The following is a 19071-nucleotide window of genomic DNA, read 5'->3' on the forward strand; positions in this document are numbered from 1 at the left end:
CGGTGCGGTTTGGCATGTACGCCGACTACAGTCGCCTCAATGTTGTCGAAACCATCTGTAGCGCCCCTCTCAACCGTTTCCGTGTTCATGCCCATGACTGCCAACCAAAAGGTCCTGACGCGTGTCGATGGTCACGTGGTGCACGTGACCATCAATCGCCCCGAACGCCATAACGCCATCGACAGCGAGACCAACTTTGCCCTCGAAGCTGCTATTTCGGCCTTCGCCGAGGACGACGACTTGTGGGTCGCGGTAATCCGCGGCGCTGGCGACAAGGCCTTTTGCGCCGGAGGCGACATCAAGGCTATGAACGCCGCGGCCGACGGAGGCGAGCCCTATCGCATCCCGCCGACCGGCTACGGCGGTCTCACCAGCCGCTTCGACCTGAACAAACCCGTAATCGCTGCGGTCAATGGCCTCGCAATGGGCGGCGGCTTCGAGATCGCGCTCGCTGCCGATATTGTCATCGCCGCCGAACATGCCGTGTTCGGCCTGCCCGAGCCCCTGATCGGTGTAGTCGCCTACGCCGGAGGGATGCACCGCCTGCCGCGCCAGATAGGCATGAAGCGGGCTATGGGCCTGCTCCTATCAGGTGACAGCGTGGACGCGCGCACCGCCCTCGACTGGGGCCTGGTTAATGAAGTTGTGCCCACGGCCGAACTCGACGATGCGGTATCGCGCTGGGCGCAGAAACTGTTGCGGGCCGCGCCGCTAGCCCTGCGCGCGACCAAGGAATGCGTGCGTAGCGGCCTTGACCTCAGTCTGGCCGAGGCCATAGCGCGCCAGGACAATGCGGGCTACGCGGCGCTTGAATCGATGCGTAGAAGCCGCGACACGCTGGAAGGCATCGCCGCCTTCGCCGAAAAGCGCTCGCCGCGCTGGACCGGTTCATGAGCGGCAGCATCGGGCCGCTGGTAGCCGCCGATGAGGGTTTCACCCACCAGATCGTCGACACCTTCGCCTCGGTGCAGCACAGCGATTACGCCTGGACAGAAAAGGTCTGCGGCATGGTGGCGGCGCGCGACGGTTCGCTGTCGATCGGCTTCGGCTTTGGCAAATACACCAATCGCGACGTGGTCGACGCCTACGGCGGCGTCTCGCGCGGCGTCGAGCAATGGACGGTGCGCGCCAGCCGCACGCTGTCCTCCCGGGTCGATGACATCAACGTCGGACCCTTGCGCTACGAGATCATCGAGCCGCTCAACAAGATCCGCGTCATCTTGGAAAAGAACGATGTGCAGCCCGTTGCCTTCGACCTCGTCCTCGAAGGCGTGGTGCCCTGCACAGTGGAAGAGCGCGAGGACCGGCGCACGCTCAACGGCTATCGCCACAGCGCCGATCAGATCCGCTATCACCAGACCGGCATCGCCCGCGGCTGGATCGAAGTGGATGGCGACCGCCGCGAGGTCAGCGCGGACGACTGGCTGATGACGCGCGACCACAGTTGGGGCGTGCGCCCCACCGTCGGCCTGCCGCTCGCCGACCTGCCGCCCGATCCGATGGACGGCGCCAACATGAAGGCGCTGGCACTGTGGAATCCACTGCTGTTGCAGAGCACTGCCGGCGACCGCTACGCCTTCATGCACTACTACCTGCTCTATACCGGAGCGGGATTCCGCCACCAGAAGATCCAGGGCGGCTTCGAGTTTGCCGACGGCCGGCGCGAGTTGCTGAGCGACATGCAGCCCAAGCTGCGCTTCGATCCGCGCAACAGGCGCTTCCTCGATGGCGAGTTCCATCTCACCATGAGCGACGGCCGCATGCGCCTGTTGACCGCTCGCGCCATGGGCGACACCGGCTTTCACCTCGGCGCCGGGCTCTACCTCGGCTTCGACGGCAGGCACCACGGCTCCTACCGTGGCAAGCTGCTGGTCGAGGGCGAGCATTTCAGCGATTGTTCGACGCCGGAGAGCGTCGCCCGCCTCAACCAGTTCCGCGATTGCCTGATCGTCGTCACCGACCACGAGACCGGCGCCACGGGTTGGGGCAATTGTCAATCCTACGTCTCGGGCGCCTGGCCCGAGTTCGGCCTGGAGGAGAAATAACATGCACTTTCTGCGCGCCATTGTCTTGCTGCTTGCGGTCCTGGCCACGGCTCACGCCGCCGACCGTCCCAACATCCTGGTGATCATGGCCGACGACATCGGTCCGACCAATGTTTCCGCCTACAGCCAGGGCCTGATGGGGCAGACGCCCAACATCGATCGCATCGCCCGCGAGGGAATGTTGTTCACCGACCACTACTCCGAACCCACTTGCACGCCGGGCCGCGCCGCCTTCATCACCGGCCAGTACCCGATACGTACGGGATTGACCACCGTCGGCCTGCCCAATTCGCCGGTCGGCATCGACAAGCGCGATCCGACCCTGGCCGAGGTCTTGAAGCCGCTCGGCTATGTTAGCGGCCAGTTCGGCAAGAACCACCTCGGCGACCGCGACGAGCACCTGCCGACGGCGCACGGCTTCGACGAGTTCTTCGGCAACCTCTACCACCTCAACGCCGAGGAGGAGCCTGAGCAGCTCGACTATCCGGCGAAGGAACTGGCCAAATACAAGCCGCGCGGCGTCATCGACGCCAAGGCCGGCCCGAACGGCTTTGTCCGCGACACCGGGCCGCTGACAAGCAAGCGCATGGAGAGCGTGGACGACAGGTTTGCCGCACGCACCATCGGCTTCATGGAGCGCGCGGTGAAGGAGAAGAAACCTTTCTTCGTCTGGCACAATCCCTCGCGCAATCACATCTACATCCACCCGCGGCCCGAATTCGTCACTGCGGCGGCCAGGATTCGTCGGAGGAGGACGTCTATCGCGCCGGCATGATCGAGCTCGACGGCCACGTCGGACAGATATTGAAGAAGCTCGACGATTTGGGTGTAGTGAAGAACACCATCGTCGTGTTTACCTCCGACAACGGCCCGATGACCTATCACTGGCCGCAAGCCGGTACCACGCCCTTCCACGGCGAAAAGGCCTCGACCTGGGAAGGCGGCGTGCGCGTACCCACCCTCATCCGCTGGCCCGGCAAGGTGCCTGCGGGCAGCACTTCCAACGGCATCCAGAGCCACCTCGACCTGTTTTCCACGCTGGCGGCCGCTGCCGGCGTCAAGGATGTCGCCGCCGATCTGCGGGCCAGCCACCACGTCTATATCGACGGCATCAACAACCTGTCGCACTGGCTGGGCCAAGGCCCCTCGCTGCGCGAAAACTACATCTACTACAACGAATCGACGCTCGCTGCCCTGCGCTGGCGGCAGTGGAAAGTCCACGCCAAGGAGAAGAACGGCTTCTTCGATTATTTCCGTGAGAGCTCGCTGATCTACAACCTGAAGATGGATCCTTTCGAGCAGCACGGAGGCCTACAGTCCAACGTACTGGCCCAAAAGAAAGCCTGGATCGGCGGCGTGATACGCGACATCATCACAGAACATGTCCGCTCGCTGCAGGAGTTCCCGCCGAGGCAGAAGGGCAACTCGCTGCGCGGCGGCATGGAACTCGTGAAGTAGGCGCACAGATTCGATTCGATGGCCTCGTCGCGTTGCTGCATGCCGTGGCTGCTCGCCGCGACACTGGCCTTACCGCTGCCGGCGCCGGCAGCCGACTACATCGACGAAGCCGCTTGCAGTAGTTGCCACCCGACGCAACAGCAGGCCTGGGCTGCATCGCAGCACGCCCGGGCGATGCAGCCGGCGACGCCGGCCACGGTGCTCGGCGATTTTTCCAGCGCGCGCTGGCGCCATGACGGCGTGACGTGGAGGGCCTATCGCCACGACGACAGGTACCTGATGAAGACAGACGGCAGCGACGGCAAGTCCGCCAGCTTCGAGATCAAGTACGCCTTCGGCCTCGAACCGCTGCAGCAGTACCTGGTCGAGTTGTCCGGCGGCCGCCTGCAAGCCCTGCGCCTGGCCTGGGATGTCAAGCAGCGCAAGTGGTTCCGGCTGTATCCGCAGCAAACGCATCTCGACCATCGCCACCCCCTGCACTGGACGCGCGCCGCGCAGAACGCCAATAGTAATTGCGCCGTCTGCCACACCACGGCCATGCGCAAGAACTACGTCGCGGACGGACGCCGCTTCGAGACGCGCTGGGCCAGCCTCGGAGTGGCTTGCCAGGCCTGCCATGGTCCCGCCTCAGCGCACATGGACTGGGCCAAATCAGAACCGCGATCTGCGGCTGACAAGGGTTTCGCCGCAGCCCTGGCCGGCCCGGCGCAACTCGACAGTTGCGCGCCCTGCCATGCCATGCGCACGCAATTACTGGCTGCGCCCGAACCCGGCGCACCGCTGTTGGACCAGTACCTGCCCATGCTGCTCGACGAGGGCCGCTATTGGCCCGACGGCCAGCAGCAGGATGAAGTGTTCATCTATGCCTCCTGGCTGCAGACGCGCATGCACGCCGCAGGAGTGCGCTGCAGCGATTGCCACGAAGTGCATGGCGGCAAGCTCAGACTGCCCGGCAACGCGGCCTGCGTCGCCTGCCACAATGCGACAGGGCCAAGCGCCGGCAGCCATGTGGATACGCGCGGCCTGCTGCGCAGGAACTACGACTCGGCACAGCACCACTTCCACCGGCCCGGCACCGCCGGCAGCGCCTGCGTCGATTGCCACGCGCCAACGACGACCTACATGGTGGTCGATCCGCGCCGCGACCACAGCTTCCGCATCCCGCGTCCCGACTTGACAGCGGCCATCGGCACGCCCAATGCCTGCAACGGCTGCCACAGCAAACGCGATGCAGGCTGGGCGCAGGCGCAGATCGCGCGCTGGTATGGCAGCTCCGCAACAAAGAAGCCGCACTACGGGCTGGCGCTGGCCGCCGGCCGCAATGCCACGCCCGGCGCCGCCGGCGGATTGCTGTCCCTGGCGGCCGACGCAACACAACCGGGGATCGTCCGCGCCACGGCGCTGAACCTGCTGCGCCGTTATCCCGGCCGGGAAGCCTGGGCTCTCTATCGCCAGTCCCTGGGCGATGTCGATCCGCTCGTGCGTCGCGTTGCCGCCCTCGGGCTGGAAGCCTTGCCGCCGCGCTACCGCATTGGGCCGCTGACGCCACTGCTGGAAGATCCGCGCCGAGCAGTGCGTATTGAGTCGGCTCGCCTGCTCGCCGCCGCTCCCCTGCCCGATTCGACTCGGTCGAGTTTCGAGCGCGCCTTGGGTGAGTATCTGGAGGCTCAACAGGAAGACGGGGAGCGGCCCACGGCCCAACTCGCCCTCGGCGATGTACATGCTGCGCGCGGCGACCTGGTCCGCGCCGAGGCGGCCTATCGCGTGGCCATCGCGCTCGAACCCGGCTTCGTCCCGGCGTATGTGAACCTCGCCGAACTCCTGCGCCTGGCCGGGCGCGAAGACGATGCGCAGCAGTTGCTGCGCACCGGCATGCTCGCGGCACCGGGCCAGGCGGGACTGTACGAGGCCCTAGCCCTTGCCCTGGTGCGCCGTGGCGACAAGCCCGCTGCACTGCACCCGCTGCAGCGGGCCACCCGGCTCGCCAACGCCTCGGCGCATACCTACTACCTTTACGCGCTCGCATTGCACGACAGCGGGCGCAAGCCCGAGGCACGGGCGACGCTGTCGGCAGCATTGCGCAAGCATTGCGGCGACCGCGACCTGCTGCTGATACAGGCCGCCTATCAGCGACAGGACGGCGACACGCCTGGCGCTGAACTGACGCTGGCCGGCCTGGCTGCCATCAATCCCACACGACCCGGCGCTGGGCCAGCGCCCCAGGAGACCAAACCATGATCAAATCCATCAGCCTGATCCGGCGCAAAGCCGACCCGACGCACGAGGAATTCAGGCGTCATTACGAGGAAGTGCATGCACCGCTGGCATTGACCTGCCTGCCCGGGCTGAGGAAATATGTGCGCAACTTCGTCGTCGGCGACGTGTTCGGCGCACCCGCCGATTTCGACGTGGTGTCGGAGTTCTGGTACGAAAGCGCAGACGACGTCAAGGCCAGCCTGGCGTTCTACCACTCCCCTGCGGGCCAGGTGCTGCGCGATGACGAATTCTTGTTCATGGACAAGGATTCAATCCGTGCCTGCCGCGTAGTCGAACACGGCGGAGAAGTCGCCTGATGCGCCCCACCGTGCTTATTACTGGCGCCAGTCGCGGCATAGGCAAGGCCACCGCCCTGGCTTACGCCCGCGCCGGTTACGATGTCGCCATCACCGCCCGCACCGAGGTCGAGGGCCAGCGCCACCAGCACAGCATCAGCGGCCGCGACGGTCAGGCCCTGCCCGGCAGTCTGGCGACGACGCTGCGCGACATCGAGGCCTGCGGGGTACGTGCCCTGGCTCTGCGCATGGACCTGCTCGAGCCGGCGTCGATAGACGCGGCGGCGGACGCCGCGCTCGAACAGTTTTCCCGCATCGACGTGCTGATCAACAACGCCATCTACCAGGGCAGCGATCTCAACGCTCGTTTTCTCGACCTCGATGCCGAAGTCCTGGCGCGCGTCTGGCAAGGCTACGTCGCCGGACCGGTGCGATTGACGCAACGGGTGCTGCAGCAGATGCTGAAGCAGGGAGGTGGTACGGTGATCAACGTCACTTCCGGCGCCGGCGAGACCGACCCGCCGCTGGCCGCCGGCCGCGGCGGCTGGGGCTATGCCTATGGCGCCGCCAAGGCGGCGGTGTCGCGCCTCTCCGGCTTGCTGGCCATCGAGCACGGCGATCAGGGCATCCGCGCCTACACCGTCAATCCGGGCGTGGTCAGCACCGAGGCACTGCACGCCACGCTCGGCGAAGACGGCGCCCTGTTCAAAAAGGTCGGTGCTGCACCGCCCGAGGTGCCGGCGCAGGTCATGCTTTGGCTCGCGACGAACAAGGACGCGCCAGCACACCAGCGCTGCACCATCAATGCCCAAACTTTCGCACTCCAACACAACATCGTTCCGGCCTGGCCAGGAGAACGGCGCAAACCATGAACAGAAGAGAATTCCTCTCCAACAGCGGCACCTGCTCGCTGCGGCCCAACTGCCCCGAAGCGCCCAGGCGCGCGCCCTGGCCTACGGCGACTACGCGAGCCACGACGCCGTCGGCCTGGCAGAACTGATCGCCTGCGGCGAAGTCAGCGCGGGCGAAGTACTCGAAGCGGCGATCGCCCGCGCCGAGGCCGTCAACGCCATCATCAACGCCATGGTGCTCAAGCACTACGAGCTGGCGCGTGCGGCCGTGAGCCAGCCTGCCCGCCGGGCCGTTGCGCGGCGTCCCGTTGCTTCTCGACGGCGGGGTACTGAGCTAAGCGCTCAAATCTGCTGGCGTTCCTCTGCCAGACTGGTGGCCCACCGGTAATTGGCCTTTCCGGCCGGTGAGCGCATCACCTCATCGACGAAATGCACGGCCTTGGGCACCTTGTAGCCGGCAATGTACTGGCGGCAGAATTCGCTGCGCGCCTCCTCGTCGGCCTTGACACCCGGGCGCAGGGCCACCACGGCCACCACCTTCTTGCCGAAGCGCGGATCGCTGGCACCGACCACAGGGCGTCGGCGACGGCGGGATGGCGATGCAGCACTTCCTCCACTTCCTCCGGGAAGATCTTTTCGCCGCCGCTGTTGATGCACTGAGAACCGCGACCTAGCACGACAATGTTGCGGTCCGCATCCCGCCTTGCCGTGTCCCCGGTAGCAGCGTAGCGCACGCCGTCGAGGCTGAAGAAGGTTCTGGCCGATTTCTCTTCGTCACCCCAGTAACCCACGGCGACATTGCCGCTACGCGCCAGCACGCCCTCCTCATCCGGTTCCGCAATCCGATCAAGAGTATGCGCCAAGATGACCAGATCAGGGCGCGCAACAATCTTGATGAAGCCTTCGCCGTTGTCCGGCTTGCTGCCGGCGCCCAGCGTACCGCTTTCGGACGACCCCATGCTGTCGGAAACCTTGGCATTGGGCAGCAGCGCCTGCAATTCCTCTTGCGCATGCTTCGAGAAAAGGCCCCCGCCTGAGCCGAAATGCACGATGCGCGACAGGTTCCAGCGGCCCGGATTGGTTTTCAGCGCGTCAAGCAGCGGAATGGCCATGGCATCGCCGACGACAGCGACGATGTTGACGGCCTCACGCGCCGCAAGATCCCAGACCTTCTCGGCATTGAACTCCACCTCTTCGCGCATCACCACGGTCTGGCCGGCGAGCAGCGCCACCAACGCCGCCCACATGGCGGCGCCGTGCATCATCGGCGCGATGGCCATGTAGCGCAAGGGAAGGCCATCCTTTGCCACCGGACCAATCTCCTCGGGTGATGAGATCGGTCCTTCCTTGCGATAGAAGCCGCCGCCGCCCAGGGCGCTGAAGAACAGGGCCTTGTGCGGCCACATCACGCCCTTAGGCATGCCCGTGGTGCCACCGGTGTAGAGCAGGGAAAGGTCTTCGCCGCTGCGCTGCGGAACATCGTAAGTGACGGATGTGGCAGCCAATGCGGCCTCGTAGGCCGGTCCGGAAATCAGTGCCTCCTTGACACTGGGGAACTCGGGCAGCAGCGGTTCGACCGTGCCGGCCAAAGCCGGTGAGTACAGCAAGGCGCTGAGACCGGCATTATCGTAGATGTAGCGTAGTTCGTCGGCGATGTAGCGGTAGTTGATATTGATCGGAATCGCGCGCAGCTTGCATGCGGCAAAGAATCCTTCCAGATACTCGCTGCCGTTGAACAATTGCAGACCTACGCGGTCGCCGGCGCACGCCTCTGGCCTGGAGGTGAGTGGCAAGCCGGTCGGCGCGCTCGTTGAGTTGGGCGTAGTTGAGGCGGCGTGAGCCGCACACTGCAGCTTCGCGCTCGGGTACGGCGGCCGCGACGAGCTCGAACAGATCCGCAAAGCTGTACGTGCGTTCAAGCGCCATCCTAGATACCTTTCAATGTGGCGAACTCCTGAAGCGGAGCACGTTCAGTGCGTAACCGGCTGACCGCATGTTGATGGTCGGCGTAGCCTAGGGCCAAGCCGCAGAAGAGCATCATGTTTTCCGGCAGGCCGACGAATTCGCCCACTGTCTTGTGCCAGAGCGTCCATGCTTCCTGCGGACAGCTGTGCAGGCCGGCTTCGCGAGCCAGCAGCATCAGGGTCTGGATGTACATGCCCTGATCCGACCACTGCGGCGGCCCCATCTGCTTGTCGAGGCAGAAGAACATCCCGACCGGTGCACCCCAGAACTGGAAGTTGCCGGCGATGAAGCCCAGGCGAGCAGCCTTGTCCTCACGCGCGATGCCCATCGATGCATACATATCCTCGGCGCACTTGGCACGGCGGGCGCGAAAGGGCTCTCCCAGATCGGGCGGATAGATGTCGTAACCGGGACCGTCGCCGCGCGGGTTGGCCTGCAGGCGTTCGCGCATCAACGCCTTGAAACGCAACATTTCTTCGCCGCCGAGCACGTACACATGCCAGGGCTGCAGATTGCCGCCGGAGGGGCTGCGCGCCGCAGCCGCCAGCAGGCGTCGCACCAGTTCGCCGGAAATCGGCGTGTCGCGAAAAGCACGCATGGCGATGCGGCTCTCCACCGCTTCGCTTACGGTCCGCGCCTCGCCATTGTCCTCAGTCTCCATCCCTCAGGCGCCGAGTGCGGCAACGAGTTCCGGCACCGCCTGGAAAAGGTCGGCGACCAGGCCGTAGTCGGCCACCTCGAAGATGGGCGCATCGGGATCCTTGTTGATCGCAACGATCACCTTGGAATCCTTCATGCCGGCCAGGTGCTGGATCGCCCCCGAAATGCCGATCGCGATGTAGAGCTGCGGCGCGACGATCTTGCCGGTCTGGCCCACTTGGTAGTCGTTGGGCACGAAACCGGCATCGACCGCGGCACGCGAGGCGCCCATGGCCGCGCCCAGCTTGTCCGCCAGCGGTTCCAGAAACTTGTGGTAGTTCTCGCCGCTGCCCATGCCACGACCGCCCGCGACGATGATCTTGGCCGCCGCCAGTTCCGGCCGCGCCGACTTGGTCAGTTCGCGGCTGATCAGCTTCGACTGCCCCAGGTCGGCTCCCGCCGGGATGGCTTCGACAGCCGCCGTGCCGCCGCCGTTGGCTGACGCGTCGAAACCCGTGGTTCGCACCGTGATGACCTTGGTGGTATCACTCGACTTGACCGTCGCCAAGGCATTGCCGGCATAGATCGGACGAACGAAGGTGTCGGCATCGATGACTGCGATGATTTCCGAGATCTGTGCGACATCCAGCAGCGCCGCCACCCGCGGCAGGGTGTTCTTGCCGTTGCTGGTGGCCGCCGCAAGGATGTGGCTGTAACCCTGCGCGTTTGCGACGATCAGGGCGGCTAGGTTTTCCGCCGTCTGGTCGCCATAGTGGGCGACGTCGGCCACCTTGACCTTGGCTACGCCGGCGACCTTGGCGGCCTGCTCGGCGACGGCGCCGCAGCCGGCACCGGCCACCAAGACATGAATCTCGCCACCGATCTTCGCGGCGGCGGTGACGGCATTGAGGGTGGCGCCCTTTAGGCTGGCGTTGTCGTGTTCTGCGATGACGAGGAGGCTCATGCGATCACCTTGGCTTCGTTCTTGAGTTTGTCGACTAGTTGCGCGACATCTGCAACCTTGACACCAGCTCTACGCTTGGGCGGCTCGACCACCGTTACCGTGGCCAGCCGCGGCGCGACGTCAACGCCGAGCTCTCCTGGCTTGATGACTTCCAACGGCTTCTTCTTCGCCTTCATGATGTTGGGCAAGGTCACATAGCGCGGTTCGTTCAGACGCAGGTCGGCCGTGACGACAGCGGGCAGGCTGACTTCGATGGTCTCGATACCGCCGTCCACTTCGCGCGTGACCGTGGCCTTGCCGTCGTGAAGCACGACTTTCGAGGCAAAGGTGGCTTGCGACCAGCCGAGCAGCGCGGCCAGCATCTGTCCGGTCTGATTGGCGTCGTCGTCGATCGCCTGTTTGCCCAGTAAGATGAGTTGCGGATTCTCTTTCTTCGCAACCGCGGCAAGCAGCTTGGCCACCGCCAGCGGTTGCAGTTCTACGTCGGTTTCGACCATGACCGAGCGGTCGGCTCCCAGGGCCATGGCCACGCGCAGGGTCTCTTGGCAGACCGCCGCGCCGCAGGACACGGCAATCACTTCCGTGGCAATGCCCGCTTCCTTGAGCCGCACCGCCTCCTCGATCGCGATTTCGTCAAATGGGTTCATCGACATTTTCACGTTGGCAAGATCCATACCTGTGTGGTCGCTCTTGACCTTCACTTTGACGTTGTAATCGACTACGCGCTTTACACATACCAGTACTTTCATTGTATTTCTCCCTTAAACATCATCGACATCGCCCGGCCCCAGCCTGGCAAAGTTGCACAGCACAAAATCCGCCACGCGGGCCTTGTGAAGACTTCGATCCCCCCATGAAGCATCGAGAGCCCAAGCTCGTTTCATGAACATCTGTAAGTCCGTTTCCCATGCGTAACCCATGGCACCATGAACCTGCAAGCCATGGCGCGCCGCCAGCCAAGCTGCATCGGCGCAGGCCAGCTTGGCATGCGAGACACGCAGAGACCGACCGCTACGCTTTCTTGCCATGGCATGCGCTGCCATGTATAGAACAGGCTTGGCGAACTCTATCTTTGTGACGACGTCGGCGAGGTGGTGCTTAATGGCCTGAAAGGCACCGATGGGTCGACCGAACTGCTTGCGCTGAGCAGCGTAATCGACCGACAGATCGAGCATGCGCTGTGCAAGTCCAATCAACTGCCCGGCGACGCAGAGAGCGCCGCGATCCAACGCTTCGGCCCAAAGTCCGCGGCCAAGTTCCGCGTCGGCTACGCGCGTTCGCGCCGTTGGTGTCCACGTCACCTGGCAAAGTCGGCGCGACTGATCGATGCTCGGATTGAGCTCCACTTCGATGCTTGCGCGCGGCACGACATGAACCTCGCCTTGATGGCAAAGCAGCAGCATGTCAGCCAAATGCGCATCGGCCACCAGCGCGTTAACAGGATGGCCGACGGCGATGCGCATCGAACCGGAAGCGATGTTTCGTAGCAACTCGCCGGCAAGCGGCGTCAAACTTTCCAAGCCAGCCAGCAATCCGACCGCAACGTAGGCGGTATCAGCTAGCGAATCAGGAATGCAGTAATAGCCCAGTTCCTGAGTGATCAGCGACCAATCGACGTCATCGCCACCAAAGCCGCCTTGGATCTCCGCGACAGACAGGCTAGTGAGTCCTTGCGCCGCCAGTTTGGCGCGCAACTGCGGCGAGCGACCGACATCAGTCTCCCAAATCTCGCGCAACATTTCCGGTGCCGCCTCGGTCATCAGGAAGCGGCTCGTGGCATCGCGGAAGGCAAGCTGCTGTTCGCTAAACGTAAAGTCCATGGCTTAGGCCTTGGGCAAGCCGAGCATGCGCTCGGCGATGATGTTGCGCTGAATTTCATTGGTGCCTGCGTAGATGGTTCCAGCTTGGGCAAACAGAAAACCCTCTAGCCAGTTGTCAACATCGCCTGCAGCGGGCGCAGCGGGCAGCAGCTCCCCGCGCTCGCCAAGGATACGAAGGGCCGTCTCGTGCATGCGCAGATCCAACTCGGACCAGAATATCTTGTTAGCGCTGGCCTCGAAGCCGGGCTGCTCACCGCGCAGCGTTTTGCCCACCGTGTGGTAGGCGGCCAGGTTGTAGGCCTCGGCATCCATCCAAGCCTGCAGCACCGCCTCGCGCAGGAGCGGATCGCCATCTGCCCTGTCGTGGTGGCGGCGATAGAGTTGTACCAGTTTCTCGGCGGTACGCAGGTAACGACCCGGCGAACGCAGCAGCAGGCTGCGCTCGAACCCTGCCGTGGCCATGGCCAACTGCCAGCCTTGGCCCTCAATACCGATCAGGTTGTCCACCGATACTTTGACTTCGTCGAAGAATATTTCGGCAAAACTGTCCAGGCCGTTCAGGCCCTTGATCGGCCGCACTGAAATGCCGCGCGCCGCCAGCGGCACGAGCACGTAGGACAGGCCATGGTGCCGGTCCGACAGCGGATCGCTGCGGAAGATGCCGAATATCCAATCGGCGAAGAGCGCCCGCGACGACCAGATCTTTTGTCCGTTGATGATGAAGTGATCGCCGTCGCGCACGGCCTTGGCGCGTATCGCCGCCAAGTCGGAGCCCGCCCCATTTTCCGACCAAGCCTGGGCCCAGACATCCTGGCTGGAAGCGATGCGCGGTAGAAAGCGCTGCTTTTGCGCCTCCGTGCCGAACTGCATTAGGGTCGGGCCGAGTAGGAACTGGCCGTTTTGGTTGACGCGCATCGGCGCATCGGCGCGCCAGTATTCCTCTTCGAAAATCAGCCACTCGACAAGGTCGCAACCCCGCCCGCCAAGGGATTCGGGCCACATCACCATGGACAGGCGCGCCTCGAACAGTTGCCGCTCCCAGACGCGGTGCTGCTCGAAACCCTCGCGCGTGTCGAAGCTGGCCAGACGCTCGCGTGGCACGTGTGCCTCCAGCCAGGTCCTGACCTCGGCGCGGAACGCCTGTTGCTCTGAAGTGTAGGAAAAGTTCAATTTGCGACCCCGACTCAGTTTGATGCCTAGCCCGCTGGATAGTCGGTATAGCCTTGTGCACCCCGCGTATACAAGGTCTTCTGATCGAACCCGGCAAGCGGCAGTTGCTCGCGTAGACGCCGCACCAAATCCGGATTGCCGATGAAATGGCGACCGAAAGAAACGGCCTCGCCGCGCCCCTCGCTAAGAGCCTTAGCAGCGCGCGCCGCATCAAAGCCGTCGTTGAGGATCAGGCCGCCCTTAAAGTGGTTGCGCGCCATGGCAAATGCATCGAAACCCTTCACTGGGGAACGCATCACATGCACATATGCGAGCCGCAGAGGAGCGGCACCGGCGAGCAGTGCCGTATAGGTTGCTGCAGGATCGGGATCAACGATGTCGTTGAAGGGATTGCCTGGGCAGATGCGCATGCCGACGCGGCCGCCGCCCGCAATCCCGCTAATCGCTCGCATTACTTCAATGACGAAACGGGCGCGGTTATCGACGGTGCCACCGTAGGCGTCGCTACGCTGATTGCTGTTGACGGCGAGGAACTGCATGGGCAGATAGCCGCTCGTGCAGTGCAGTTCGACCGCGTCGAAGCCGGCATCCAGCGCGCGTTGCGTCGCCCGGGCGTATTCGGCGACGACGCCGGGAATTTCTTCGAACAAGAGCGACTGCGGCAGGTCCTGGTCCTGCATGCCTGCAGCGTCGGTGTAGATCTGGCCGGAGGCGCGTACCGCCGAGGGCGCGACAGTCCGGGCGCTTGGGGGTTTATTGAGGTGCGAGCCAACACGGCCACAGTGCATTAGTTGCAGGGCGATGAGGCCGCCTTCGCCATGGACGGCGGCCGTGACTTCACGCCAGGCCGCAACCTGTTTGTCATTGTAGATTCCTGGGGTCCGGCTGTAACCGAGGCCGTGCGGCGAAGGCGCGGTACCTTCGGCGACGATCAGTCCGGCGCTGGCGCGCTGCCGGTAATACTCGACCATCAGTGCCGTGGGAACAGCCGCGTCATCGGCGCGGCTGCGCGTCATCGGCGCCATGACGACGCGGTTGGCGAGTCTCAGTTCGCCTAACTGGATGGGATCGAAGAGTGTGGTCATGACTTAGCGCACGCGGATCTTCGGCGCCGGCGCGCCGCGCCGCATGGTCTCGAGGAACTTCTGCAGCGGCGCCGGCGGCGCCACTTCGGGAAGCTTATCCTTGTCCGGGCGCGCCGCCCAGAACTCCTCCCATGATGGAAACAGTTCATGGTAGGCGCCGTCGTATGGTTCGCGTCCCGGCCAGCGCATCTTCATGCCGCCGATTGGCGGCTTGTTGAGATCGGTGGCATACCAGTAGCAGGGCAGACGACGGCGAAACAGCCAGCGGCCGTCTACACGCTGGTAGTCGTCCCAGTAGATCATCTGCATGATCACCCACTCGCCGCCGCACTCGTGCTCGTTCTTTGAGTAGAGCACGCCGACTGCATTGTCAGCGTCGCGGAACTCAACGATGTGCTGCCCCAGATGGTGAGATGTGCCTGTGAATTGGTTGCGTAAGGTCTCATCGAGCCAGACCTTGAGATGAGCGCGCCCGCTCTTGTCTTTGCTGACGCGGATATCCGGCGCGAACAGATTCACGTGTGCGTCGAGGTCGCGCATATCCAGCGACAGAGAATACTTGCCTACCAGTTGGTGGATTTCCTCCGTCGATTCGAGCCGATCAATGCGCATCGCCAATTGCTTGATGTCCATGAGGCTATCCTTGGGAGAAATTCTTGGCAACACTTGCGCGCAGTTCACGCTTAAGCAGTTTGCCGGACGGGCTGCGCGGCAAATCGTCTGCCGTAATAATGATGTGCGCCGGCACCTTGAAACTAGCCAGTCGTTGCGCCACGTGCGCGACCAGTTCGACCTCGCTTGCCACGGCTCCCGGACGCAGGTGCACCACTGCGGCCAGCACTTCACCCAAGGTCTCATCTGGCACCCCGAAGGCAGCGACCTCCGCCACCGCGGCATGGCTAATCAGGCAAGCCTCGACCTCATTTGTGGAAATCTTCTCGCCGGCGCGATTAACGATGTCCTTGATGCGGTCAACGATGAAGATGAAACCTTCGGCATCGACATAGCCGATGTCGCCACTGGCGAACCAGCCGTCGTGCATCACGGCCGCCGTGGCCTCAGGGTCGCGCCAGTAGCCCAACATCACGGTGGGCCCGCGAAGCCAGATTTCTCCACTCTGCCCGCGCGGCAGGAACCTGCCCTCCGCGTCTGCGCTGGCAATTTCGATGATCGGCGACACTTGCCCGGAACTGCCGGGCTTGTAGAAATAGCCTGCACCAGAACTCGATGCGCCGAGCCCATTGGTTTCGGTGAGCCCATAGCCAGTGCCGGACAGAGATTTGGGCTTGGTGGAGCGGATGAGGTCGATCACCCGGGGCGCCACGGCTGAACCGCCCAGACCAAAGGCACTCAGACTGCTGGTATCGGTGCCCGCGAAAGATGGCGACGACAAGAGTTGAAGTATCATCGCCGGTGAACCGTTGAAGGCAGTACAGTGCTCCGCAGCGATCAGGCGCAGCGCTTCCTCCGGATCCCACTTCCAGGTCATTACCAGGCGACGTCCGGTGCGCAACGCGGCTAGGAACTGAAATTGCAGGCCGCTGACATGGAACAGCGGCACCGCCATCAACGTCGTCGGCGCATATCCTGCCGCGATCATCGCCTGAATGATATCCGGCGAGGTCATGCCCGCAAGAGCCCCCTGAAAATCGTAGTTGGAAAGTGCCTGGCAGACGGCGCGTTGCGTCGACAGCGCGCCCTTAGCTCGACTGGTCGTACCCGAGGTGTACAAGATCAGCGCCGGATCCTCTGGAACCAAATGCACAGCCGGCACCTCCTGCCCCGCACCCGCTGCAATCATCGCCTCGTAGGAAGCCGCTGCCGCGTCTCCAACCCCGGCATCGGTAACCACAGCGCTGATGCCGAGCGCCGCCAGTTCACCGGCCACGGGCTCGAAACGCTGGGGGTCACAGAAGTAGACCTTGGGCGCGCTATTGTTCAGGCCATGCAGCAGTTCCTCACGCCGCCCCCAACTGTTGAGGGGTGCAACGATTGCACCGAGGGAAGCGGCAGCTAGGAACGCCGCCATCCACTCCGGGCGATTGCGCATGGCGATGGCTACGCGGTCACCCTTCTCGACGCCGAAGCGCCGCGCCAACTGAGAGGCGAGAGCATCGGCCTCGGCGAACAAGCGGTCAAAGCTCCAGCGCTGCTGTTGCAGTACGACAAACTCGCGCTCGCCAAACTTTCTCGCCGGCGCCAGCATCTCAATCAGATTCTGCGGAGCGTTCTTGAAGACGCGCGATCGGCGACCATTGATCGTCTGCTCTGCTGTTTCGAAGGGTGCGCCAGGTGCTGTCAACTGAGCCCAGGCAGCGTCTATCTTGGCCAGCAATTCGGCGCTCATATGCTATCCTCGACCTTGCTACAGTACTTTCTACTCAAGCGTGCCTCCCATCTCAGTCGCGTTTTTGAGCAGGCTCTCAACCACGTATTGGAATACCGGCGGCTCGCCGCCGCCATGGACATAGAGATTCGACCCAGCCGTGTAGGCCAATTCCGGTGCCGCCAGCATTAGGCATGCGTTGGCGACGTCCGTTGGGGTCGCCATTCGCCGCATGGGAATAGTGGCGGCGACGGCCTCCGACACTTCCATGGAACCGTAATGCACGTCAGCTTGGTCGGTATGCACCAGACCAGGACTCACCGCAGTGACCCGCACCCTGGGCGACCACTCCTGGGCGAGGCCCCAAGCCAACATGGCGATACCGGCCTTGGCCGCGGAATAGGCGGCGGTACCCGGAGCCGGGCGCAGCGCACCTATGCTGCCGATGAAAATGATGGCCCCTCCCTCAGCCTGTAGCTGCATGATCGCGTTTGCCGCCTGCGCAGCGTTGAGAGGCGCGATCAAGTTGAGACGAATGATTCCTTCATGAAATCTTGGCGAAGCGGTAGCGGCAGCCACCGAAGGACTGCCACCAGCATTGTTGACCAGCACATCGAGGCGTCCGTGGCGCCGCATCACTTCGGCCAGAAGTGTTTTGATGGCCTCGGCCTCACGCACGTCGCAGGAGATGAACTCGGCGTTACGACCGCCGGCGCTGGGAGCCTCGACGGGCGCGTTGCGACCGCAAACAATCACGGTGGCGCCAGCACCGAGGAACCCCTCGGCGATACCGCGACCGATACCTTTCGTACCACCCGTCACCAATACGACCTGACCAGCATAATCGAATCTCACAGACATAACGCTGCCCCTCATTCTTGCTTGCTCTAGTTTAGGTAGTGGACAAAACGGCCTCGTCGTCTGAATGGACGATGGCCCGGCTCAAACGGTATCCCCATCAAGGTGGCGCGCCTTACCAATGATGCGGGCGGGCGGGGGTCGATGCCGGTGCTGTCCAGGCCTCACTAGCTGTGGCCAACCAACACCAGTCCGAATGCCACGACACTATTCAGCACGATACGCACCAGGTTCGACTGTTGGCGCGCACAGGTCCTGGAATAATCGCGCGCAAACGGCACGCACAGTGTTGCGGTTTGGTCCCAAGGTCTCTGCCGCCTCTTCCAGAGAATATCCGTTAGCCGGTTCGATGGCCAAGGCATTCTCCGCCGGGTTTAGACTGAACAGTTGCCTGACAACGCTGTCTCGCGCCTGCGTGCGCGTCTCGGCGTCGCGCATGAAGTGCAGTGCCAGCTGGTCTTCGCCGCCTGCCGGTCCTGCGCTGGCATGCATTGCAGCTCGAGGGCGACCGTGCCCGAGCGCAGAGTCACCGACAGGGTCTCGTTTACCTTGAACTTCACCGGATACAGACGTGCGACCGGTTTGCGTATAGCCGTCTGCAGAATGCAATTGTCACGGGCTTTGTGGGCTTTCGGATGTCCACCGTTCAGCCTGCGACGCCCCCAGCCTTGGCCAACTGTTCCGCGTTGGAGTTCATCTGCGGCATGCGTCCGGCCTTGTCGAACGTGATGGTCACCATTGTCAGAAGCCCAGCGCCTGTACATTGCGCGCGCGCAACGGCTAGCTGCGATCAAACTACATGGAGGCCCCACAAGTACGGCAACAACTGGTCCAGCCGCTCACGATCCCCTGCGTGAAGGGCGCTCCTGCTTCTGCAGGAGGCATGCGAGAGGGAAAGATCGAATGGTCCGGCGTGCGGATAACAACGGCAAAAATCGTGGCAAACATCGTGTGGCATGCACTACGTCACGCAATTAGGCTCGTGCCGCCATTAGGAAATGGACGGGATGTCCCCGACCGTCACCACTTCGTCACACGGCACGCCGCAGAAGAGGCAAGCAAGATAACCGGAAAAGTAGTATTCGTTCAATGACCGTTTCAATGGCCATCAGAGCAAGCCAAGGTCTTCGGCACTTAGCGAGCGCATGATCAAAGTCGCATATTTGGCGCCGATTAGATCGCGAATGCGCATCAGGGTCGGCTGCTACTTCTGCGCTGCGCATCGAGTGGCGCGACGTAGAGCAGGCCGATCATCCTGCCGAACTAGTCAACTGTCGCAAACGCGCTTGCCGCGCCTGAAATCACGCCTCTGTATCGTTGGCAGTCGCATATCAAGGG

Annotated in this window: 16 protein-coding genes and 2 pseudogenes; 7 read left to right on the plus strand and 11 right to left on the minus strand. The window is 63.4% G+C overall.

What is annotated here, in order from left to right; translation table 11 throughout:
• Positions 1–93 precede the first annotated feature (93 nt).
• From IPP88_09785 to IPP88_09815, 7 genes and pseudogenes are all read left to right on the plus strand, one after another.
• A complete protein-coding gene (locus tag IPP88_09785) occupies positions 94–894 on the plus strand; it encodes an enoyl-CoA hydratase/isomerase family protein (protein ID MBL0122993.1) in 801 nt (266 codons plus the stop codon).
• Positions 891–2045, plus strand: a complete 1155-nt coding sequence (locus IPP88_09790) for a hypothetical protein (GenBank protein MBL0122994.1) — start codon at positions 891–893, stop codon at positions 2043–2045. The genes IPP88_09785 and IPP88_09790 overlap by 4 nt, the downstream gene beginning before the upstream one ends.
• A gap of 1 nt (position 2046) precedes the next feature.
• A pseudogene (locus tag IPP88_09795) lies at positions 2047–3503 on the plus strand (arylsulfatase).
• 39 nt (positions 3504–3542) lie between these two features.
• A complete protein-coding gene (locus tag IPP88_09800; GenBank protein MBL0122995.1) occupies positions 3543–5741 on the plus strand; it encodes a tetratricopeptide repeat protein in 2199 nt (732 codons plus the stop codon).
• A complete protein-coding gene (locus IPP88_09805; GenBank protein MBL0122996.1) occupies positions 5738–6076 on the plus strand; it encodes an EthD family reductase in 339 nt (112 codons plus the stop codon). Before IPP88_09800 ends, IPP88_09805 begins: the two co-directional genes overlap by 4 nt.
• Positions 6076–6927 carry an SDR family oxidoreductase gene (locus IPP88_09810; GenBank protein ID MBL0122997.1) on the plus strand — a complete coding sequence of 284 codons (852 nt, stop codon included), beginning with the start codon at positions 6076–6078 and terminating at the stop codon, positions 6925–6927. The genes IPP88_09805 and IPP88_09810 overlap by 1 nt, the downstream gene beginning before the upstream one ends.
• Positions 6860–7294 (plus strand): hypothetical protein, encoded by a 435-nt coding sequence (locus tag IPP88_09815; protein MBL0122998.1) that lies wholly within the window; start codon positions 6860–6862, stop codon positions 7292–7294. The genes IPP88_09810 and IPP88_09815 overlap by 68 nt, the downstream gene beginning before the upstream one ends.
• Here IPP88_09815 and IPP88_09820 read toward each other — a convergent pair.
• From IPP88_09820 to IPP88_09870, 11 genes and pseudogenes are all read right to left on the minus strand, one after another.
• Positions 7249–8832 (minus strand): annotated as a pseudogene (locus IPP88_09820) (AMP-binding protein). The gene IPP88_09815 and the pseudogene IPP88_09820 overlap by 46 nt on opposite strands.
• Before the next feature lies 1 nt (position 8833).
• Positions 8834–9469: a nitroreductase gene (locus IPP88_09825; protein MBL0122999.1), complete on the minus strand. Its 636-nt coding sequence runs from the start codon at positions 9467–9469 to the stop codon at positions 8834–8836.
• A 66-nt stretch (positions 9470–9535) separates the two neighbouring features.
• Positions 9536–10474: an electron transfer flavoprotein subunit alpha/FixB family protein gene (locus IPP88_09830; GenBank protein MBL0123000.1), complete on the minus strand. Its 939-nt coding sequence runs from the start codon at positions 10472–10474 to the stop codon at positions 9536–9538.
• On the minus strand, positions 10471–11223 hold the full coding sequence (locus tag IPP88_09835; protein MBL0123001.1) for an electron transfer flavoprotein subunit beta/FixA family protein: 753 nt from the start codon (positions 11221–11223) through the stop codon (positions 10471–10473). Before IPP88_09835 ends, IPP88_09830 begins: the two co-directional genes overlap by 4 nt.
• A gap of 12 nt (positions 11224–11235) precedes the next feature.
• Positions 11236–12294: an acyl-CoA/acyl-ACP dehydrogenase gene (locus IPP88_09840; GenBank protein ID MBL0123002.1), complete on the minus strand. Its 1059-nt coding sequence runs from the start codon at positions 12292–12294 to the stop codon at positions 11236–11238.
• Between the two features lie 3 nt (positions 12295–12297).
• A complete protein-coding gene (locus tag IPP88_09845; protein ID MBL0123003.1) occupies positions 12298–13464 on the minus strand; it encodes an acyl-CoA dehydrogenase family protein in 1167 nt (388 codons plus the stop codon).
• Between the two features lie 26 nt (positions 13465–13490).
• Positions 13491–14549, minus strand: a complete 1059-nt coding sequence (locus IPP88_09850) for an alkene reductase (GenBank protein MBL0123004.1) — start codon at positions 14547–14549, stop codon at positions 13491–13493.
• A 3-nt stretch (positions 14550–14552) separates the two neighbouring features.
• The gene (locus IPP88_09855) at positions 14553–15182 is read right to left on the minus strand and encodes a nuclear transport factor 2 family protein (GenBank protein MBL0123005.1); all 630 of its coding nucleotides are present in this window, start codon (positions 15180–15182) and stop codon (positions 14553–14555) included.
• Positions 15183–15186: 4 nt separating this feature from the next.
• Positions 15187–16896, minus strand: a complete 1710-nt coding sequence (locus tag IPP88_09860) for an acyl--CoA ligase (protein MBL0123006.1) — start codon at positions 16894–16896, stop codon at positions 15187–15189.
• 30 nt (positions 16897–16926) lie between these two features.
• Positions 16927–17736 carry an SDR family oxidoreductase gene (locus IPP88_09865; protein ID MBL0123007.1) on the minus strand — a complete coding sequence of 270 codons (810 nt, stop codon included), beginning with the start codon at positions 17734–17736 and terminating at the stop codon, positions 16927–16929.
• 204 nt (positions 17737–17940) lie between these two features.
• Complete coding sequence (locus IPP88_09870; GenBank protein ID MBL0123008.1) at positions 17941–18225, minus strand: hypothetical protein; 285 nt, start codon at positions 18223–18225, stop codon at positions 17941–17943.
• Positions 18226–19071: the final 846 nt, after the last annotated feature.

This window comes from Betaproteobacteria bacterium, assembly GCA_016720925.1.
Classification (GTDB): Bacteria; Pseudomonadota; Gammaproteobacteria; order Burkholderiales; family Usitatibacteraceae; genus UKL13-2.

Excerpts from the sequence above, each read along its gene's own strand:
- IPP88_09835 (MBL0123001.1), bottom strand. The coding sequence starts at position 11,223 with ATGAAAGTACTGGTATGTGTAAAGCGCGTAGTCGATTACAACGTCAAA.
- IPP88_09830 (MBL0123000.1), bottom strand. The coding sequence starts at position 10,474 with ATGAGCCTCCTCGTCATCGCAGAACACGACAACGCCAGCCTAAAGGGC.
- IPP88_09870 (MBL0123008.1), bottom strand. The coding sequence starts at position 18,225 with ATGCATGCCAGCGCAGGACCGGCAGGCGGCGAAGACCAGCTGGCACTG.
- IPP88_09855 (MBL0123005.1), bottom strand. The coding sequence starts at position 15,182 with ATGGACATCAAGCAATTGGCGATGCGCATTGATCGGCTCGAATCGACG.
- IPP88_09805 (MBL0122996.1), top strand. The coding sequence starts at position 5,738 with ATGATCAAATCCATCAGCCTGATCCGGCGCAAAGCCGACCCGACGCAC.
- IPP88_09810 (MBL0122997.1), top strand. The coding sequence starts at position 6,076 with ATGCGCCCCACCGTGCTTATTACTGGCGCCAGTCGCGGCATAGGCAAG.
- IPP88_09860 (MBL0123006.1), bottom strand. The coding sequence starts at position 16,896 with ATGAGCGCCGAATTGCTGGCCAAGATAGACGCTGCCTGGGCTCAGTTG.
- IPP88_09825 (MBL0122999.1), bottom strand. The coding sequence starts at position 9,469 with ATGCGTGCTTTTCGCGACACGCCGATTTCCGGCGAACTGGTGCGACGC.
- IPP88_09865 (MBL0123007.1), bottom strand. The coding sequence starts at position 17,736 with ATGTCTGTGAGATTCGATTATGCTGGTCAGGTCGTATTGGTGACGGGT.
- IPP88_09790 (MBL0122994.1), top strand. The coding sequence starts at position 891 with ATGAGCGGCAGCATCGGGCCGCTGGTAGCCGCCGATGAGGGTTTCACC.
- IPP88_09850 (MBL0123004.1), bottom strand. The coding sequence starts at position 14,549 with ATGACCACACTCTTCGATCCCATCCAGTTAGGCGAACTGAGACTCGCC.
- IPP88_09800 (MBL0122995.1), top strand. The coding sequence starts at position 3,543 with ATGCCGTGGCTGCTCGCCGCGACACTGGCCTTACCGCTGCCGGCGCCG.
- IPP88_09785 (MBL0122993.1), top strand. The coding sequence starts at position 94 with ATGACTGCCAACCAAAAGGTCCTGACGCGTGTCGATGGTCACGTGGTG.
- IPP88_09840 (MBL0123002.1), bottom strand. The coding sequence starts at position 12,294 with ATGGACTTTACGTTTAGCGAACAGCAGCTTGCCTTCCGCGATGCCACG.
- IPP88_09815 (MBL0122998.1), top strand. The coding sequence starts at position 6,860 with ATGCCCAAACTTTCGCACTCCAACACAACATCGTTCCGGCCTGGCCAG.